This window comes from Alphaproteobacteria bacterium (assembly GCA_019695395.1).
Classification (GTDB): domain Bacteria; phylum Pseudomonadota; class Alphaproteobacteria; order JAEUKQ01; family JAIBAD01; genus JAIBAD01.
In genome coordinates, this window is sequence record JAIBAD010000075.1 from 1 (window position 1) to 3,476 (window position 3,476).

1 protein-coding gene is annotated in these 3,476 nt (G+C 31.9%); it reads left to right on the top strand.

What is annotated here, in order from left to right:
* The first annotated feature begins 1,651 nt into the window (after positions 1–1,651).
* Positions 1,652–2,575 (top strand): hypothetical protein, encoded by a 924-nt coding sequence (locus K1X44_08955; GenBank protein MBX7147414.1) that lies wholly within the window; start codon positions 1,652–1,654, stop codon positions 2,573–2,575.
* Positions 2,576–3,476: the final 901 nt, after the last annotated feature.

The window sequence follows — 3,476 nt, forward strand, 5'->3', positions numbered from 1 at the left end:
AAAATTTGAATAAATTAGAATAACTATAAATTAACTTAGGAATAACTCCTAGTCGTCAACCAAAAAACCAAGATAAACTAAATACTCAGACCCTTTTTAAAACTATATATTTAATCAATCCGTGCTCGCACATAAAAGTATATATGTGAAACGCAGTTGTTTAAATAGGGATCAGATGCAAGTAATTTTCTATTCAACTAGAATGGTGATAAATCTGGGGATAAATCTTCATGATGAGTAAGCTTTTTTAAAATTGTCGATCATGCAACACAACAGAATAAAACCAAGTGAGATGACAAGGTGTGCAAGATTAGATAGCAAACAAAATGCACAGCCAAAATAGTTACCGTTAATCTTAGCCACACAGATATCTGAACTTATCAGTTGCTACTAAGTCTAATCGATCCGCGGTGCTTTTATAAAGTCTTATGAAAGTGTTGGTGGACAATTATCCTAATGGATTTAGCTAACTTATTAGAGTTTTGCAATCCTATGAAAAGTACAGGGCAATATTCTAATAAGCCTGGCTGGATTGGTAGCATCCCGTAAAAAAAGTGCAATGAGCAATTATCCTGACATAGGTTGATATTTTAATAATATGTTGATGTTTAAGGACTAACCGTTGTTTTTTATGATAAATAGTAAAATTTACTCGAATATCTCACCATGAAAATTACCAATCATGATTGGTGATATTTTTTGGGTATACTTTATCCCCTTAAACTTTTTAATTGTGATTGCTAATATAAATTTTCTTAATATAACTTTTTGTAAACCAGTTTATCGGGTTCAAATTTTTATCAAAATTTTAATGCTAAAATTGAGATATAGGACACTGATTCTACACTCATAAATGTGATAAAAATACATCATAAAAATTATTTCGTCTTTGCCAAAACGAATCAAAAAGCATCAAAAATAGAAATATTGACTCTATCAGAATTGATTGGGCAAAAAATAAATTAGATAAAAATGGATAGCAGAAATGGATATAAGCAAATAATTGATCAGAAGATTCGAAAAAATAATTTATTAGCTGTTAATATAATCTTATTTAAAGATACGCTAAAGTTGCTATAAGGATTAGCGAGCCCATAAATTAATTAATTATCAATTCAAATTTTAATTAATTTAAATGGGGACAATTTTTTGTAGGTTAAAAAAAGCAAAGGACTAACGGCATAAGCGGTTTTTCTTATGATTTTTAATTTCTACGATATAGATCTAATATAAGTCAATATATGTAAAAAAAAGTCCTTAGAAATTTAGATTATTAATTTCCAAGGACTAAAGTTTTGGTTGTTTGTTAAGGAACACTATACAAGAATTAACCAAAGAGGAAAAGCAAATTCTTTAACATGAGATGGATCAGGGATCATCTAATCATATTAATGAATGTGATTCATATGTTATATGAATTTATATTATTATATTGATAATAAGTCAATAACCTTTTACATAATGTTCTTATAATACTCTTAATTTATAAAGTAATTGGGTTAACAAAGGGTGCAGCTTATAGGGTAGAAAAGGTCAGCTAATGGCCAAATTAATGTATGCTACGAATCAATAAATTTAAATAACAGTATGATAAAAATAAAACTAGTGATATAACGAATAAATAGATTGTAAAGGTTAGGGAGGCTTTTACATGATGTGTCCCACTATATCTGACTGCTTTGAATCCGACCGCACTGAATCTAACTGCTCTGGCATGCCATCTTATATTAAGCTAAAACCAGCAAGATATAAGGATATTTATGATTTAAAGATTAATAAAAAAGGGATAAAACCTAATCCACTATCTTTAGGTGAAGGGCAACATAATATGCTTATAGAAAAAGATTTCCCGGAAGATTCATGTTTTGGGGCGGGTACACAAATTTTAATGGCTGATGGAACACATAAACCAATTGAACAGGTTATGATTGGGGATTGGGTAATGGGATATGTGGGGTTAGGACCTTTACAGCCAGGGTTGGTCACCAAAACCCATACCCATGAAGATCAAGTTATTTATAAAATGCCCTCGGTATCCGTTACGGTTGAACCATGGAACATCCTGAATTCCGCAAGAGATCATCATGCTGTGCAAGGTTTGATATCAGAATCATCCATACACCACATAACCAGTGATGTTTTTGTAACCGGCACGCATCCATTTTTAACTGTGGTACGCCCTTATGAAAGCCAAGAACCCTACCATAAAAAATGGATAAATTTCTTTCCGGGTGGTGAAAAAGAAGAATTAGCGATGAAAATACAACGGGCCACAGGTTATGGATATCCATTAACCAGCCAATCTATTCAATTTTCTGCCTATAAAATTGCCCGAGCTATTTCAAGATCCTTGGCACAAAAACCGGCGGGTAATGATAATATAGCTTGGAAATATAAACCGCTTGGTCAACTGGATGACCATGTTTATCTTGTAAATGCCGTGGGGCGTAAGGTTGCTGTGCCAAATTACGATTATTATGCGTCAGGTCAAACCGTTTATAATTTTACGGTTGATAAACTTCACAGCTATGTAGCAGGTGGATACCGCGTACACAATAAATCCGTAAATTCCTGATACCTTTACCATTTACAGCGTTGATCCCTATTCAAAGCTATTCTCAAATCAACCTCACCACAAGGGACAGTTATTTTAGATGGTAGGCTAGAATCATTTCATACGGGATTTCAAAGCATATACAAAACTACGAGAGCCTAAGCCAAATGCCACCCTAAATCGTCTCCCAGTATTCTAATGAGAGTTCCCCCCTACACTTACCCTAAACACAACCTAAATGGTAATTCCTACAACATAGACACAGGATCATTTTTACCTAAACACGCCATTTTAAAATTAAATTTTTCATCGCCAAAACCTTTGATAAAGCAAAAAAAAAGACCCTTGAGTAAACAAGGGTCTAAGTTCGGATATAATGCAAAAGTGAAAATAATCAGAATAGTTATGTGAAAAACATAATCGATTTTTTATAGGCTGCAAAGTTTTTTTTAAAATTTCACGTTATGCAAAACTCATAAAAACTTATATTTTAGTCTATTTTACCCCATGGTATTAAAATAACTCATCCATTGATGAACCTTAGTTTTCTAACCCATTAGGTGAAATTGGCTATTAATATTGGTAAAATGCTCTATAGAGATAAAATAGTAATGATTAAAATTCATTACTGTAGATTTTAAGACACAGTAAAAACGAACTCTCATAAAATTGTATAGAAACGCTAAAAAATTAGGGCAATGTCATTTTTTAGAATCAAACATCATGAAATTTAGCAATTGAATCAGTTAAGACGTTACCATTAAGGACGGTTAAGTTTAATAATTTCCCTGATTTAATATAAGCCTGGTACAAAATAAAATGGGTTTTATATCCAATAATCTGACATAAAACCCATCAATATATAAAAGAAGAAACTTGCTATTTAATTGTTAAAACCAATCATCTTCATAACTTGCACGGT

Coding starts and splice junctions, on each gene's coding strand:
- K1X44_08955 (MBX7147414.1), top strand. CDS start 1,652: ATGATGTGTCCCACTATATCTGACTGCTTTGAATCCGACCGCACTGAA.